Consider the following 14,669-nt stretch of genomic DNA (forward strand, 5'->3'; position numbering starts at 1 on the left):
ACTTTGCTGCTGACATGGGCTGCTCTGATCCCAGCTTTCGCGCTCGTTCCTGCATCCTTCGCGCCGTTGCAGGGCCCCGCGCTCGTGGCCCTTGCGCTCCGCGTTACTTCTCGCGCACTGCGTTCACAATGGTTACAGCGCTTCTGCCTCGGCTTGAAGTGCTCTTTCCCTGCGATGAAGCCTGAAGTGGAGCAATTCATACATGAGCGGGACAATGACCAGAGTTAAGACGGTGGATGTTATCAGACCGCCAATGACCACTACGGCCAACCCCTGTGAAATCAGCGCACCTTCTGAAAAGCCTGCAGCCAAAGGCGTCAGAGCGCAGATGGTGGCAATGGCGGTCATCACAATGGGCCGCAGCCTTGTCGTTCCGGCTTCAAGGAGTGCTCCGCGAACAGTCAACCCCTTATGCCGTTGCTGCTCCACTCTGTCCACAAGAACAATGGCGTTGGTAACAACAATCCCCATCAGCATCAAGATACCGATGAGTGACGATACACTGACGGGTTGATGTCCAATCACAGTGCCAAAGAAAGCGCCAATGAGGGCAACCGGCATGGAGAACAGAATTGCAAACGGTGCGGACCACTCTCCAAACGTAATGAGCATCACGATGTAGACGAGGCCGACAGCGACTAAAATTGCGTCAATCAGTTCGCTGAAGCTCTGGTTCTGCTGCTGGCTGGAACCCGACAACTGTGTATGAACTCCTGTTGGCAAACTAAGCTTAGAAATCTTGGCCAAGGCGAGTTTGGTTGTATTGCCTGTATTTTGTGTCGTGAACGACCCTTGGATCTGGGCGTAGGCCTGACTGTTTCGATGCAGAACAGAAACAGGCGCATTGGTGATTTTTACTGTTGCCACGTCGGAGAGTTTGATTGTTGTTCCGATGGACGTTTGCAGCGGCAAGTCTTTCAGTCGCTGCAGCTTTGTCAGGGGCTGATTGGGCTTCATTATGGCCGTAACATCGTAGGACGTGCCGTTCAGAGTCACTGTACCAATTTGGCTGTGTGATACATAGTTTTTCACGGCTGTCCCAATTTGGTAAGCTGTGAGCCCGTATTCTCCTGCTTTCTTAAAGTCTGGTACAACGCTGACTTCCGGCCGTGTCTGCGCAAGGTTGTTCTCAACATTGGCGAGACCGTTCATACCTTTCAGACTGTTGGTGATTTGTACAGCGGCCTTTTTGATGGACGCATCGTTCGGGCCGGTCACAATCAGGCCAAAGGACCCGCTGGAGCCGCCCATTGTGGTTTCCTGCACTTTGACTACCGCCGGAGAAGCAATTGGTTTGATGTTTGTTCGGAGCTTACTGACGAACTGACTGATGTCTGTGTTGGACTTAAGACTTAGGAACATGCTGGCCTGATTCGATCCTGACACGCCTCCTCCGGCACTCACCTGGCCAGGGTCGCTCCCGATTTGCGTGTTCAGTTCCTTAATACTGCTTTTTTGCTCAAGCACAATGCGCTCCACTTGTTTAGCTTTGGACGCAGTGGCAAATCGCGGTGTTCCTATGGGCATTTTCACGGATATTGTCGCAAACTTTTCCTTCGAAGATGGAATAAAGGTGCTTCCGGCCAGCGGCAGGACTGCGATTGACGCAACAAACGCGACAATCGTAATCAGCAGCACCCACACCTTATGGTTGAGGACCCAGTTGAGCGCGCCTTGGTAGCGAATCTGCCAAGGACGGAAATTCGCGTTCAGGTCTGCAATGGCAGAGGACTTTGTACTGTGTTGTGCAATCGCGTCCTGGTGCAGCGAAGGGTGTAAATCCTGGACCTCGTCACCTGTTTGTTCCGTGATCCAACTGTAATCGGCCCCTTTAGCCTGCTTTCTGGTCAGGAACATCCACGCCAGCATGGGAACAACTGTGAGCGCAATCAAAAGTGAAGACAACAGTGCTACAACCACTGTGATTGCAAAGGGGAAAAAGATTTTTCCGATGACGCCGCTGACCAGGCCCAATGGCAGGAAGACTGCGACTGTAGTGATAGTCGAAGAAGTAATGGCTGACGACACTTCACCCGTGGCGTAGCGAACAATGCCCTTGCCGTAGCCAAGCCCCCTGCGCCAGGCTCGATAGATGTTTTCTATGACGACAATACTGTCGTCCACGACTCGCCCGGTGGCTACTGCCATACCGCCAAGCGTCATAATGTTCATGCTGACGTTAAAGTGGTTCAGAACAATGATGGCTGTCAGGAGAGACAGCGGTATGGACACGACGGCAATCAGTGTTGTCAGCCAGTTGCGCAAGAACAACAAAATCACCAGAACTGCAAAGATGGCACCCAGTATAGCCTCTCGCATCATGCCGTTGATGGACGCGGTAATCATCTTTGAAGAATCGTACAAGGGTACAATGTGGACGCCTGAGGGAAGCTGAGATTTCAGTGTCGACAATTCCTTGTTGACAGCAGTTGCCATCTGAACTGTGTTCGCATCCTCCGTTTTGACAACGCCAATAAATACGCTTGGTTTTCCGTTTGTACGATTAATCGATCCCGTTTTCGGCTGCTGCAAAGACACCGTTGCAACATCCTTCAGCGGAATTGTGTCAAGTTTTTTGGACGAACTGGTAGAGGAAGTTTTTACGCTTCCAGAAACCTTCGGTGCAGAGGCAGAGCTGCTGGCTCCGGACAGGGAAGACTGCAGGGACTTCAGCTTTGCGTCGAGACTTGACTGAGATTTTTGCAACGCTTGAATCTGCCCTTGGAGTTGTGCAATCTTTTGTGGACTGCGCTGCGCCGCAGGCTTCGCCATTTCTTGATTCAGGGATAACTCGGCGCCGAACAGTTGGCCTTGAATCTTTTGCAATGCGCTCAAGATTTGATTTTCAGCCTGCACAGCCCCAAGCCCCTGCCCCAGTTTGCTCACGCCTTTACCGAGTCCGGAGACTGCGTTTCCGAGCTGTTGCATCCCCGTTCCAATCTGTTTGATGCCAGCGTTGGGATTGGCAGGAACAGCAATCTGAAGGTTCTTGATGTCGTTAAGACTTGTGAAATGAGTGTTCAGTTGAACTGGATCGTTCTTTCCTCCTACGGTACTGCTCCCAAGCGGCATGGTTGTGTTATCCGACTTCAGGTCTTGCAGTACTTGTTGCATTGTTAGGTTGTGGTCTGACAGTTTCTTCTTATTGAACTGGATGACCACATTATCCGGTTGGGCTCCGCCGGTTTGGAGGGATGCCACACCTTCCACACCTTTCAGTGCCGGTGCCACAAGGTTGTTTGCAACATTTCGCATTTGCTTTGTGTTTCCATTGCTCGTCGTGACAGTGAAATACACCACAGGTTGCGAATTGAAGGAGAACTTCTGCAGTTTTGGTGTTTGCGCACCGCTAGGCAGCTTGACCTGGTTTACCTCGTTTTGCGCTTTTTGCATAGCAGTGTTCAGGTTTGCACTCATGTTCATTTGAAGTTCAATTTCCGAGACGTTTTCAATAGAAGTGGATGTGACGGTATTGACACCGCTGACACCTCGTAACGCTTTTTCCAACGGTTCCGTGACGTTTTTTGCGACTTCCTGAGGAGATGCGCCTGGATAAGGAGTGACCACCGCAACCACAGGGAACGCGATGTTTGGCATAAGTTCTTCTTTTAGATTGGTAGCGGAAAAAATACCGCCGATTGCGATAATCAGCGTCAAAATCACGACTGCTACAGGATTGCGTAGTGAGAAGCGAGTTAAAAACCGCAAAATGTCCACTCCTTATGTCTGTCTGATACTTTGGCACGCAGGTGTGCTTTGGAACCCGGTTGGGAAACATGCTATCCTAAGGTTATACCTGCAAGTTAAATCTATCCTCAATCAGTTTAGTGACTAAATCAACAGCGGTCAATCGGCTTTTACGATTTTTCCAGATGAACGTGGACAAGTTCTCCAATAGAGATGTCTTTGAACCCTGTCACGGAGTCTGATCTTCGAAGCCTGGCCCTCAATTCAGCGTACGACAATTGCGCTTTGTAAAGGAGTCGTGAGAACGTGAACTTCACAGGATTTGAAGAAAAAGATTTCGAAGTATTTGAAATTCCAGGCCTCGACAACCGTATGGATGCTTTAAAACAGCAGGTGCGGCCGAAATTCCAAGAAATAGGTCCCGTTATGGCCGAGTACTTAGAACAGCTTTTGAATCAGCCAATGTATCCCCATGTAGCTCGCCACGCTCGCAGAACCGTCAATCCACCTAATGACAGTTGGGTCGCGTTTTGTCATGACAAGCGCGGGTACAAGAAACATCCTCACTTTCAAATAGGACTGTGGCAGACACATGTTTTTATGAACTTCGGTTTGATCTACGAATCACCGCAGCGGCAGCATTATGCCAAGCAATTGCGCGATCACGCTGAAGAGGTCCTGGAGAGAATTCCGCAAAACTACGTTTGGATTCCCAATCATATGGATCCCAATGCTGTACCTGCCTCAGAGGTCGATGCGGGTAAGCTGGATGAATTAGCGACTCGGTTGGCAACGGTGAAACAAGGGGAACTCCTGGTGGGTCGTAACATTCCCAAGGCTGAAGCCGCAGCAATGTCTGGCGAAGAGCTGTTAAACGAGGCCAAGGCGTGTTTCAAAACGCTGCAACCTTTGTATAAGCTGGCTGCGGGGGAGGTTGTGTTTGTATGAAAACGAGACCGGAAGCGTTAGCCCTATTGCATGAGTACACGAAATCGGAGTCGTTGCGCAAGCACGCCTACGCGGTTGAAGCTGCAGTTCGCGCCTATGCCCGTAAATTTGGCGAGGATGAGGAAAAATGGGCAGTTACCGGCTTGCTTCACGACTTTGACTACGAGCAGTATCCCACTCCTCAAGAACACACAGTCGTTGGTGCCAGGATTTTAGCAGAGCAGGGTTACCCGGAAGACGTGATTTACGCCATCAGGGCCCATGCTGACTACAACGGCTTGGACCGGACAAGCATGCTGGCTAAGGCTTTGTACGCTTGCGATGAATTGTCCGGATTTGTCATGGCGGTGGCTATGGTACGACCAAGCAAAAATGTAGCGGATGTGAAAGTAAAGAGCGTCAAGAAGAAACTCAAGGACAAGGCGTTCGCCAAAGGCGTGAATCGGGACGATGTCTACCGTGGAGCGGAAGAGTTGGGTGTAGACCTGGATGAGCACATAGCCTTTGTCGTTGATGCACTCACAGAGGTTGCGACGGAACTTGATTTGGCCGGGGCAAGCGCGTGATGATTCTTGCATAGACTGAGTCAGCGGAAGCGGCAGTTCGATTTTGCCGAGGGGCAAACAACGACAGCGTATCAGCGGCAGGATGACGGCAGGAAATGAAGGCGTTTCCGCGAATCCATTAAGCAGGAAAGAATCCTCTTGCTGGAGGTGCAGAAATGAGGTTTCGGGGAGAGTCCATTGAAATTCCTTGCGCCAACTTGCTGGAAATGCTGGAAGCTACAGTCGAACGCTATCCGACACACACCGCCGCGTATTTTATGGGGAACGAAATGAGCTATCGCGAGTTGTACACTGCAGTTGCACAAGTGATGTCGGAATTGAGTGCACTCGGTGTAAAGCATGGCCAGAGAATTGCTTTAATGATGCCAAACTGCCCGGAATACGTGATTGCGTATTATGCGATAACGGGGCTCGGTTCAGTTGTGGTCCAGATAAGTCCCATGAGTACCCCAACCGAGTTAAAGTACGTGCTTGGTGATTCTGGTGCACCCATCGTGATCGCCTACGAGCCGTTGTTGCGCACGGTCTTTGAAGTGCGAGCGGAAATCCCCATGCAGACGGTTATCGGAGTTCGCTTTTCAGCCAGTGGTGAACGCAATCGTCAAACGTCCCCGCAGACGTCATCTGGCACGGATTCTCCAGATATCTGGCTGGACGAGTGGACGGAAGCCCAAATGGGTGAGTCTGCGGACCAATCCATGGGTGTTCGGCAGACGAGGACGGGCTCGAATGATGCCCAGCCTGCCGCCAGACCCCTGTTACCGGACAGACACGCCATTCACCTTGATGACGTAGCTGTACTGCAATACACAGGAGGAACGACAGGAAAGCCAAAGGGGGCCATGTTGACCCATCGCAACCTTGTGGCAAATGCCGTTCAGTCAAGTCGGATGATTCCGGGCGGTATCACGGTTCAGGATAAAATGGTTTGTGCGCTTCCGTTTTTTCATGTCTATGCAATGACGGTGTGTATGAACCTTTCTGTTTTCACGGGCATGACCATGTTGATTGTTCCCAGATTTGACGCCAAAGAGGTCATGAGCCTGTTTGAGCAACACCACCCGACCCTGTTTCCGGGTGTCCCCACAATGTACGTGGCGCTGTCCCAGGCAGCAAAGGGACATTCGGACGCTTTAGCTTCTTTGCGCGCATGTAACAGCGGCGGAGCTCCGCTGCCGGAACAGGTGATGGTGCACTTTGAAAACTTGACAGGCGCCGTCGTTTTGGAAGGCTACGGACTCAGTGAGGCTTCGCCTGTGACCCATACCAATCCAGGTGCTGACCGCCGTCGCCCGGGAAGCATCGGGCTGCCCGTTGCAAACACCGAAGCCAGGATAGTGGATGCAGTGGATGGGGAGACAGAACTCGGTCCCAATGAAGAAGGCGAACTTCTCATAAAGGGTCCGCAAGTGATGAAAGGCTACTGGCAGAGACCCCGCGAAACAGAACAAACCCTTGTTGACGGGTGGTTACACACGGGAGATATCGCTAAAATAGATGAAGACGGCTATGCGTATATTGTAGATCGAAAGAAAGACTTGATTATTGCCAGCGGATATAATGTATACCCGCGGGAAGTTGAAGAAGTTTTATATAAACACCCGGCCGTAGTGGAAGCGGCTGTGGTTGGCGCAGATGACCATTATCGGGGCGAAACGGTCAAAGCGTTTGTTGTCGTACAGAAGACTCATCAGGTAACCGAAGAGGAAATTATGAACTGGTGCCGCAAGCACTTGTCTGCATACAAAGTACCAAAGCAAATTGAGTTTCGCGAAGACCTCCCGAAATCTGCAGTGGGCAAGGTGTTGCGGCGAGATTTACGTACTCACAAATGATACTGGGGTGAAGCTGTGAGAATTCACCTGTTCCAAACGAACGATGTTCACAGTCAACTAGAGAACTACATGCGTTTGGCTGCGAAGTTGCGGGCCCGGCGCGAACAGGCTCGCCGGGACGGGGATATCGTTCTGACCTTTGATATTGGCGACGTGTTGGACAGAGTCCGCCCTGAGACCGAGGTTACCTTGGGTAGAGTCAACGCTGCCATGATGGCGGAGTTAGGGTATGACGCTTGGGTGTTTGGCAACAATGAGGGCCTGACCGTGCCTGTCGAGAAATGGGACGAACTGCGTCGGCTGAGTCAGACAACAATTATGGGCAGTAATATGAGAACAGTCCATGGTACAGAGTTCCCCGGCTTCAGAGACTTTCAGGTGTTTCTGGCTGAGGGAATTAAAATCGGTATCTTTGGCATTACGCCTAAATATGACAAACCGTATGAACTGCTGAATGTAGACATCAGTCATCCATTTGAGGCGGCCAGAACGCAAGTGAAACAACTGCAGAAACTGGGCTGTGACATCATTATTGCGCTATCGCACCTCGGTTTGTGGGATGACAGAAAACTGGCTCAGCAGATTGAGGGCATAGATGTCATACTTGGCGGGCACTCCCATCAATTTATGAAGGAAGCCGAATGGGTTAATGGGACGGCCGTGTTTCAGCCCGGAAAACATGCGTTGACGTATGGACATACGGTCGTAGACTACGACCTCACTGCGAAGCATATAATTGAAGTCGTTTCGGCACCTGTGGAGGTAGACTTGCATGGGCCGATGGACGACAAGATGCTGTCTGTCTACCGCAGCTACCTTCCGGAGATTGAACACGGACTGGCGGAACCCATTGTCACCTTGCCACACAGACTGCCGGTACAGTTCAATTCGGAGTCGACTCTTGCCAATGTGTTGGTTGAGGGACTGTTCGCCCGCTACTCCTGTGACATCGGACTGATGATGGCTGGAGCCTTAAATGCCAGCCTTCGGGCCGGGTCTGTTCGCAGGGGACATGTTCACGGTGCTTGTGCAACACCGACAAGGCCTGTCCTTATGACTTTGTCAGGTGCGCATCTGCGGGCTATCATTGAGAAGGCTTTGCGTCCTGAGTATTTCAACAAACGCGGCTTTGGTTTCGGGTTTCGCGGCGGGGTTGTGGGTTTTATGGCACTGAGCAACGCCGAAGTAGAGTTCTCGGTCATCCATCATGAACCGTGTATTGATGCATTTCGCATTGGCGGTTTTCCCGTGCATCCAGACAAGCTTTACCGCGTTGTGACTTGCGAATACTTGTGGCTCTCTCCCGTGTTTGAGGAGTTTCACCAAGGTCAGGATGTCCATGTTCAGGTGCCGCTGGTGCGTGAGATTTTGCTGGAGGCGTTGGGCAATCAAAAGGTCCTGGACCGAGCGAAGACACGACACTATCACTTGCGAAAGCCGTGACGGAAACGACTGCCGTGAAAACAGCATAGACTATAAAAGGAAGTAGCTTATGAAACCTATATCTCTTGCTAAAACCAGAAAAGTTCTGGACATACTTGCACAAACGTACCCAGATGCCAAGTGTGCGCTAAACTTCCGCACACCTTTTGAGTTGCTGATTGCAACCATGTTGTCCGCGCAGTGTACGGATGCGCGTGTCAATATGGTGACTGAGCGCCTTTTTCAAAAATATCACGGACCGGAGGACTACGCCTCTATTACACCGGATATACTAGAAGTAGATATCAAAGAGTTGGGGTTGTTTCGTTCAAAAGCCGAGCACATCGTAGCTATGAGCCGAATCTTGCTAGAGGAGCACAGCGGAGAAGTTCCACGGACTCGCGAGGAACTCGTGAAACTTCCCGGAGTCGGAAAGAAAACAGCCAATGTCGTTCTGTCCAATGCCTTTGGTGTTCCGGCCATTGCTGTCGATACGCATGTCTTGCGCGTTTCCAACCGCATTGGACTGGCAGACAGCAGTACGCCGGACGGCACAGAACAAATGCTGTGCAAGCGGGTGCCAAAGTATTTGTGGTCGTCGGCACATCATTGGTTGATTCATCACGGACGCAACATTTGTACAGCGCGAAAACCAAAGTGCGAAGTGTGCCCAGTCCAGGAATACTGTCGGTATTATGCAGCCAGCCTGTCGTCGGATAAGAAGCCAAAAGCAAAGGCACAGTCTAAGCCTGCAACAAAGGCTAACTGAGATGCAACGGCCAAACGCTTAGTGAGACGCACCGCACAAGGGCTTAGTGAGACGCAACGTACGGTTCGTAGTCTCCGTTTTCAGTTCTGCGAAGAGGCTGCTGACAGTGCGCACAGGCGTCATACTGTCCTGTCGGTCGCGTCATCTCGCCGCAACGGGGGCACTCAATGGTCGCAATACTTTGATTGACTGGTCCGAAGCGGAAGTACAAAAGGATGCCCGCTGCGACTCCGATTCCTCCGATAATCATCAGATAAGGCAATAGGCTGCGGCTGTAGACTCCAAAGTACATGACAAAGAAACCGCCAAAGATAAACATCAGCGCTCGGTTCCGCCAACGGTTAATATTCAAATCTATCACACCTATGGGCTGTCCCGGAATTTAGGGTATACGGTTTGGGTAACACAGGCAGTGACTCTACGCTGTTTAGAGTGCAAGACTGTACTTGACAAACACATGTTATACCCGTTTTTGATGTTATCCCATCGGTCAGCTTCTGTCTAGATTAAGGGAGTGCGCGTATGTGGAAAAAGGCGTTCATTTTACTATTGGCCATTAATTTGTTGATTGTTGTCGGCATCACCTCGTGGTGGGCGACGCTTCCGTCTCCACAGTCAAAAAAAGGACAAACTCCGCCAACGCCAGTGACGAAAACCGCGAACGTTCAAATTAGTGTTGGCCAGGACGCCATTAACAGCTATCTTGAGTACGCTTTGTCAAACCAGAAAGATGTCAAGAATGTTTTGGCGTATGCCCGTGTGAACTTCAACCAGAATTGGGATGTACAACTCGGTGCAAAATTGGCAAACAAGGTTATACCATTGAATGTAGTGTTCATTCCTACAGTGCTGAATGGCAATCTGCAACTACATATGAAAAGTGCTGATCTAGGGCAAGTTCCCGTACCGACTGCCTATTTGTTTCTTGTCTTGAGACACCTTCCGTGGCCGAACTGGATTACGGTGGACGCACTTCACTCCACCCTCAATCTGAATTTTACGAAGCGACCACAAAAGCCTTATGGCGTTCGTATTTTAAAGTATGACCAGAAGACTAAAATGCTGACGCTGCAGGTGTCGATTGTACCAAAGTCCCTTCTTAGCAAGAATTTTGGAACGTCGGGCGGGAGTTCATCCGGTTCCGCTGCCAAAGGACCGTCTAAATCCGCGGGCAGCTCTGCAAATTCCGCTGGCGCACCTGGGTCATCTGGGTCATCCAACTCGACACCAGCCTCATCCTCCGCAGCAAATTCAATTGGCAGTCAGGGCAACTCCACGCCCGCCAATTCACCGTTTACAAACTCTCTGCTGGGCTGAGTGTGCAACTCACTGAGTTCGTCGGAATCCACATAGTCTGTCTGGACAAGTGCACAATATACAAAACCACAGTCTACGAGCTGAACTCCGATGCAAAGTCGGAAGTCGTGGTTGCGGAGGGATATTGTGCACGCAAAACAATGGCTTCAATCACTGCTTACAGTTGACGACACCATCATGGATGAAGATTTTGCCCTGATAGGCTCAGACTCATCTCAGTCAGGGTCTCAGTCAGGGTCTCAGTCAGGGTCTCAGTCAGGGTCTCAGTCAGGGTCTCAGTCAGGGTCTCAGTCAGGGTCTCAGTCATCCAGTTTTGGTATGCCTGACAAGAACGAGCAGCAAACAAATACTGACTCGACTTCGGCACCGTCTCAGGACAACGGACAAGGACAGCAGAAGCAGGACAATGATACCAACAAAGCGTCAACAACCGAGGCCGGAGCGCAGGCTCGGCAGAGCAGGCAGGGGCCGACCGCAAAGTCAAACGGACCTCAGAGTATCCGACCAAAGACATTGTCCCAATACATTCAAGATACAGAGAAGAGTAAGGATGCACCTGTATCTGATACGGCTCTTGAGAACAAAGACACGTTAGACGGCGACATGGATCGAACTAAGGCCATCCTAAAGGCCGTATTCCATATACCTCCTAATGCTGATTATGTGATTCGTGAGTTTACGGTTGGCACAGAGCGGCCATGGCGCGCACTGGCTATTTTCATTGACGGCATGTCTGACAAGACAACGATTAACGAACACATTCTTGAACCTCTGATGATGATCTCGCAAATGCTTGATGAGCATCCGGACAAGCGGATGGACAGCATTGTTAAGAAGCTTTTGCCGGGCAATCAAATTGAAATCAAATCAAAATGGATGGAAATCATCAATGGTATCATCACCGGATCGACCGCTGTATTTGTGGAAGGGTGCAGGGATGCCGCTATTGTCGAGACTAAGTCCTGGGAACACAGGTCCGTCACGCAGCCTGCCACAGAGCAAGTAGTACGCGGCGCTCACGATGCCTTTACCGAGAGTTTTCGTGCCAATACAGCCCTCGTCCGATCCCGTTTACGCAGCGAAAACCTCATCACGGAAATGGAGTCCATAGGAAGCGTTGCGAAGACGGATGTGGCCATTATGTACATTGCAGGTCTGACCAACTCGGCCTTGGTCAAAGAGGTCAAGCGGCGCCTGGATGCCGTCGATATCGACTTTTTGGAAGACAGCGGTATGCTTGAACAGTTTCTGGAAGACAGACCCAAATCCATGATTCCGCAAATGATGTCCACGGAACGTCCGGACAGAGTCGCACAAATGCTGATGGAAGGGCATGTAGCTTTGTTTGTCGGCCAAAATCCGTACGTTATTGTTGCACCGACAACACTATGGGCCTTGATTCACAGCGGGGAAGACTCGTACTTAAAGTTTCCTTTAGGTAACTTCGTTCGTTTCATTCGCTGGATTGCTGTGATATGTGCCATTTTGCTCCCGTCTGTCTATGTGGCCGTAACCAATTACCATGCTGAGATGTTGCCCACGGACTTGATGCTGGCCATTGCAGCCAGTCGTGAACAAGTTCCATTTCCTGTGATACTGGAAGTGCTGCTGATGGAGTTCTCACTCGAACTGATTCGTGAAGCAGGCATCCGAATTCCTTCTGTCATCGGCCCCACAATTGGAATGGTGGATACAAGGATTAATCGTAATTAGCCCGTGATGTTGAAGTAACGGTGCAAGCCACCGCGGGAGTCTGAGACTGTGCGGAGGTATAGACTCTCAGAACTCCCCGGCACGTGAGCGTGGGATTCCAAAGTTCACACCCGCCTTGGGTTTCTCTGACGCTCACTTTGAGGTTTATAAATAGCTTACTTACGTAAGAGTTCTCCAAAAACAGCATGAATTTTATTTTCTGAGAATGGCCAAAGCCATCTTTGAAATACAATTGAATGTTGCTTATGGTAGTCAAGCCATTCCAAGATTGTCTCTGCATCATCAAAGATAGCGATTTCCATTGCTGATTTAATCATGTCTCTCATCCAATAAGGGTTTGAAGTACTTTGAGTTGAAAACGTGCCTTTCCATGGGTCCTCAGAAAAATCAAGAACATCAGTTGTTATTACAAAGGTGCCACTTGGTCGAACGCGTTCCCAGCAATAATCCAGTACCTGTCTAGAAAGAGTTGTAGAATAATTATAAATTTCTGGGTAGAAATCATCATGCATTTTGGCACGATCATCTCTCCAAACCACCTCGGAACATGCTCTATACATTGGGCCAATTAGCTGCGTTAAAACAGGTAGAATTATAACGACATCATAGTGCTTGTTTCCAACAAACCGTTCGCTGCCATTAGATACACAGAAACGACTCATCGCATCTGTGAATTCGTTCACACTTCGCGACGCAAGCAGTTTGCAAAAAATCTCAGGAGTAAAGCCATTATTCGAAAGAGGAGTTATATCGGTAGAAATTACCTCCACTTTGTCTCGAAGATGGTATGGTACTCTCCTGTTTATTGCCTGTTCGATAGCATGACCGTCGATATCTACTAAATCCACTTTCGCTGAAGTGGAGATCAATTCAACCAAGTCAATATCATTGCAATTTCCCGCCCCCACAATGAGCACCTCTGGCGAGCTTGTTCCATATTGAATTGCTTGATTCACTAAGCTCATAGTTCCAGCTCGATGTAATTCCCAATTTTTATAATAGTAGGTATCACTTGTGTGTGCATTTACACGACTCATCCACTCACGCATAGTTGCCTCATTGGGTATCAACAAATCTTTCTCCTCCATATCAAGGTCGAAGGCCATGCCTTCCCGGTCTTTTATCGTACACATCCATTAAGCCCTAGTGTTGGAATATATCTTGTTATGGTTCGCTGTATGCCGACGCTATACCTTGTTTTGCTGGTTCTCAATTTCAAGCGAAAAGAATTTGCTGTTCTGGTTCTGTAAATACGTCGGACTTGACCGGTCGAGTAAACTCCAATCGATACAAATCCAATCGACGTTTTGCAAAGTCATAAGGGATGTCAAATGATTGAGCAACTGAAAGGAGTGGATGAATATGTTGACTGGCCATGGCATTTAGGCTGTCTGTGAGCATATGAGTTGGACTTAACAAATACATAGTCATGCGTCTTGTTTGAGATTCTTGATAGCTTCGAAAGAGAGGAGACATAAAAAGTTGGTCTCCGGAATGTGCAACAAAGTGGCAGAGTTCATGAGCCAATTGGACTCTTTGCTCTGCAGTTGTCAAACGATTATCAAGGACAATTACCGGATGGTTTGCGGTTCCTGACAAAGTGCTTAGGCAAGGTTTGCTTAACACAAGGACCTGCAAACGATAAGCAATCTCGAATAAGTCAATTTCGTCTGGATAGTGAACTTCAATAGCTGACAACAATTGATTTTGTACTAACATTTCTAGTCGTGACATTACCTCACCCCACGGAAATAATCCCAGATCCCCTTGAATATGAATTTCTGTCTTGTTCTGTTTTAATTTGTCGATATCTGTCGATATGTTACTACAGAAAAACACAAAAAAGGAGACGCTTGTAGGTGGGAGCGTCCCCTATTTTAATTAGTTCAATTAATTGTCATGGCTATGTTTAATGCTTTTCCGAATGCTTGCCCAAATATCTAACATCATTCGTTTTTCCTCGTCCGTTGCATTAGCAAAGTCATAGAACATACCCAGCCATTCAGGATCATCACGAATTTCCCTGAGCAATGTAACTTGTTTATCAGTCAGTTGGATACCCATCGGATTGTTCTCGGGCTCCGGGCCAATGTTATGGTTCGTACGATTCAATAAGTAATCTGTTGATACGTTGAATAATTCAGCCAATTTCCGAACTGATTCAGTGTCAGGATCTCTACGTCCAGCCTCATACTGAGAATATGCAGGACGAGTAATTCCCAGATGTCTCGCGGCATCAGCCTGGGTTTTTCTCGCTCGCTCTCTGGCGGAACGAAGCCTCTCACCAAGCAAGATCTTCACCTCAATAAACGTTATGAATAGTACCTCTATTGTAACGTAACATCATGTTACCCACACATAATGTATCGAAAAGAAACATTGTTGTTGACATGTATCGAAATGTTACGTTAT

At 49.3% G+C, this 14,669-nt stretch carries 12 protein-coding genes; 7 read left to right on the forward strand and 5 right to left on the reverse strand.

The features are described from left to right. Positions 1-132: 132 nt before the first annotated feature. The gene (locus GI364_RS03025) at positions 133-3,708 is read right to left on the reverse strand and encodes an efflux RND transporter permease subunit (RefSeq protein WP_198852247.1); all 3,576 of its coding nucleotides are present in this window, start codon (positions 3,706-3,708) and stop codon (positions 133-135) included. A 285-nt stretch (positions 3,709-3,993) separates the two neighbouring features. Here GI364_RS03025 and GI364_RS03030 point away from each other — a divergent pair, with 285 nt between their 5' ends. The 5 genes from GI364_RS03030 (at position 3,994) to nth (ending at position 9,227) form a co-directional block, all read left to right on the forward strand. Beyond that, complete coding sequence (locus tag GI364_RS03030) at positions 3,994-4,635, forward strand: YktB family protein (RefSeq protein ID WP_198852248.1); 642 nt, start codon at positions 3,994-3,996, stop codon at positions 4,633-4,635. Then, on the forward strand, positions 4,632-5,201 hold the full coding sequence (locus tag GI364_RS03035; protein WP_198852249.1) for an HDIG domain-containing metalloprotein: 570 nt from the start codon (positions 4,632-4,634) through the stop codon (positions 5,199-5,201). The genes GI364_RS03030 and GI364_RS03035 overlap by 4 nt, the downstream gene beginning before the upstream one ends. 155 nt (positions 5,202-5,356) lie before the next feature. After that, positions 5,357-7,036, forward strand: a complete 1,680-nt coding sequence (locus tag GI364_RS03040; protein WP_233095991.1) for a long-chain-fatty-acid--CoA ligase — start codon at positions 5,357-5,359, stop codon at positions 7,034-7,036. 15 nt (positions 7,037-7,051) lie between these two features. Then, positions 7,052-8,479, forward strand: coding sequence for a bifunctional metallophosphatase/5'-nucleotidase (locus GI364_RS03045; RefSeq protein ID WP_198852250.1), 1,428 nt, complete (start codon positions 7,052-7,054; stop codon positions 8,477-8,479). 49 nt (positions 8,480-8,528) lie between these two features. Continuing rightward, a complete protein-coding gene (gene nth, locus GI364_RS03050; RefSeq protein ID WP_198852251.1) occupies positions 8,529-9,227 on the forward strand; it encodes an endonuclease III in 699 nt (232 codons plus the stop codon). Between the two features lie 43 nt (positions 9,228-9,270). Here nth and GI364_RS03055 read toward each other — a convergent pair whose 3' ends face one another. Next, positions 9,271-9,579 (reverse strand): DUF2614 family zinc ribbon-containing protein, encoded by a 309-nt coding sequence (locus GI364_RS03055; protein ID WP_198852252.1) that lies wholly within the window; start codon positions 9,577-9,579, stop codon positions 9,271-9,273. A gap of 170 nt (positions 9,580-9,749) precedes the next feature. Between GI364_RS03055 and GI364_RS03060 the strand changes: the two genes are divergently transcribed. Together GI364_RS03060 and GI364_RS03065 are read left to right on the forward strand one after the other, a co-directional pair. Beyond that, the gene (locus tag GI364_RS03060) at positions 9,750-10,544 is read left to right on the forward strand and encodes a DUF2140 family protein (protein WP_198852253.1); all 795 of its coding nucleotides are present in this window, start codon (positions 9,750-9,752) and stop codon (positions 10,542-10,544) included. A gap of 126 nt (positions 10,545-10,670) precedes the next feature. Continuing rightward, positions 10,671-12,257: a spore germination protein gene (locus GI364_RS03065; RefSeq protein WP_233095992.1), complete on the forward strand. Its 1,587-nt coding sequence runs from the start codon at positions 10,671-10,673 to the stop codon at positions 12,255-12,257. 155 nt (positions 12,258-12,412) lie between these two features. Here the strand turns inward: GI364_RS03065 and GI364_RS03070 are convergent, their stop codons facing one another. The 3 genes from GI364_RS03070 to GI364_RS03080 all read right to left on the reverse strand — a co-directional run bounded on the left by GI364_RS03070 (position 12,413) and on the right by GI364_RS03080 (position 14,549). Then, a complete protein-coding gene (locus GI364_RS03070) occupies positions 12,413-13,330 on the reverse strand; it encodes a hypothetical protein (RefSeq protein WP_198852254.1) in 918 nt (305 codons plus the stop codon). Positions 13,331-13,472: 142 nt separating this feature from the next. Continuing rightward, the gene (locus GI364_RS03075) at positions 13,473-13,991 is read right to left on the reverse strand and encodes an ImmA/IrrE family metallo-endopeptidase (RefSeq protein ID WP_198852255.1); all 519 of its coding nucleotides are present in this window, start codon (positions 13,989-13,991) and stop codon (positions 13,473-13,475) included. Between the two features lie 156 nt (positions 13,992-14,147). Continuing rightward, positions 14,148-14,549 carry a helix-turn-helix domain-containing protein gene (locus GI364_RS03080; RefSeq protein ID WP_198852256.1) on the reverse strand — a complete coding sequence of 134 codons (402 nt, stop codon included), beginning with the start codon at positions 14,547-14,549 and terminating at the stop codon, positions 14,148-14,150. Positions 14,550-14,669: the final 120 nt, after the last annotated feature.

This window comes from Alicyclobacillus sp. SO9, assembly GCF_016406125.1.
Classification (GTDB): domain Bacteria; phylum Bacillota; class Bacilli; order Alicyclobacillales; family Alicyclobacillaceae; genus SO9.

Bases quoted from the DNA above. Each gene is read 5' to 3' on its own strand.
- nth (WP_198852251.1), top strand. From the start codon at position 8,529: ATGAAACCTATATCTCTTGCTAAAACCAGAAAAGTTCTGGACATACTT.
- GI364_RS03060 (WP_198852253.1), top strand. From the start codon at position 9,750: ATGTGGAAAAAGGCGTTCATTTTACTATTGGCCATTAATTTGTTGATT.
- GI364_RS03075 (WP_198852255.1), bottom strand. From the start codon at position 13,991: ATGTCACGACTAGAAATGTTAGTACAAAATCAATTGTTGTCAGCTATT.
- GI364_RS03035 (WP_198852249.1), top strand. From the start codon at position 4,632: ATGAAAACGAGACCGGAAGCGTTAGCCCTATTGCATGAGTACACGAAA.
- GI364_RS03040 (WP_233095991.1), top strand. From the start codon at position 5,357: ATGAGGTTTCGGGGAGAGTCCATTGAAATTCCTTGCGCCAACTTGCTG.